The organism is Pseudomonas yangonensis (assembly GCF_009932725.1).
Classification (GTDB): domain Bacteria; phylum Pseudomonadota; class Gammaproteobacteria; order Pseudomonadales; family Pseudomonadaceae; genus Aquipseudomonas; species Aquipseudomonas yangonensis.
The window spans coordinates 1-1,262 of sequence record NZ_BLJU01000294.1 but is presented as its reverse complement, the minus strand read 5'-3'; the positions used below and the strand labels follow the sequence as shown (position 1 = coordinate 1,262).

The following is a 1,262-nucleotide window of genomic DNA, read 5'->3' as shown; positions in this document are numbered from 1 at the left end:
CACCAGCAGCGGCAGGTCGGCATCGATCTGTGCCAGGTTCTCGACCGGGGTGATGTATTGCAGGCCATCGAGCAGGTCGCACCATAGCTGCGTGGTGCAGACGAAACCGCACAGCGGATCGGTCACGTATTTGTCCACTTCCGCTGCATCGCGGCTGAGCCAGTCGAAGGCCGTGCGGTTGGGCTTGAAGGCTTTGTTGAACGAGCCAAAGGATAGGTAATCGATAACCCTGCTACGCCCCTTGGGCCCAAGGCGCCAACGCTCGAAACCGGCGATCAGCCTTGCGGCCTTGTACAGCGCCAGGGGCTGGTAATTGGAACCCGACAGCACGGCGCCCTGCAGGCTGCAGCTGTGGCCCATCAGATAGGCCATGCCGATGTAGCTGCCCATGCTGTGGCCAAACAGGAAGATTGGGGCCTGCGGGTAGCGCTGGCGGATATGGTGATTGAGCGAGGCCAGGTCGCCGACCACCTTGTCCCAGCCGCCTTCATCGGCGTAATGGCCGAGCACGCCCTGAGCGGCGCTCTGGCCGTGGCCACGCTGGTCCAGCGCATAGAGGTCGAAGCCGGCGGCTACCAGGCTTTCGGCCAGGCGGGCATAGCGCAGGCTGTGTTCGGCCATACCGTGCGACAGCATGACCACCCCGCGCGGCGGTTGATCGCCGTGCCAGTGATTGACGTGCAGATGCAGACCGTCCTGTGTCACCAGGGGGAAGGCGTTGTGGCGCATGGCGAATCCTTGTGCCGGAGATTGGCGGCATTGTGCACCTTGGCCGTCATCAGGCAAAGCACCGCGGTTTTCTTCGAAGCAGTAAAGATCGGTTACGAATCACAACATTTATTGCGAAATTCAGCCCATCAATGACGCCTTCGAGCTATTTGCGGCTCGGCTCTAAGCTGCTACTTTCCGGGCAGTCAGATCACTTCAGGGGAAGAGGACAAGAACAATGCAACCTGATTTCTGGAACGACAAACGCGCCCCTGGCGTGCCCAACGACATCGACCTGTCCAGCTACAAGTCGGTGATCGAAGTATTCGAGCGCTCGTGCAAGCGCTTCGCCGACCGTCCGGCCTTCAGCAATCTCGGCGTCACGCTGACCTATGCCGAGCTGGATCGCCTCTCCGCGGCCTTCGCCGCCTACCTGCAGAAGCAAACCGACCTCAAGCCGGGTGATCGCATCGCGGTGCAGATGCCCAACGTGCTGCAGTATCCCATCGCGGTGTTCGGCGCCATGCGCGCCGGGCTGCTCGATGGTCTACTGC

General features: G+C 61.5%; 2 protein-coding genes. One reads left to right on the top strand and one right to left on the bottom strand.

Annotation, left to right across the window (positions count from 1 at the left end):
- Positions 1–729 (bottom strand): alpha/beta hydrolase (locus GYB81_RS24405; protein WP_161898041.1); only part of this gene is annotated, 729 nt, incomplete at its 3' end.
- Positions 730–946: 217 nt separating this feature from the next.
- Here GYB81_RS24405 and GYB81_RS24400 point away from each other — a divergent pair.
- On the top strand, positions 947–1,262 hold a 316-nt coding region (locus GYB81_RS24400; protein WP_161898040.1), incomplete at its 3' end, for an AMP-binding protein.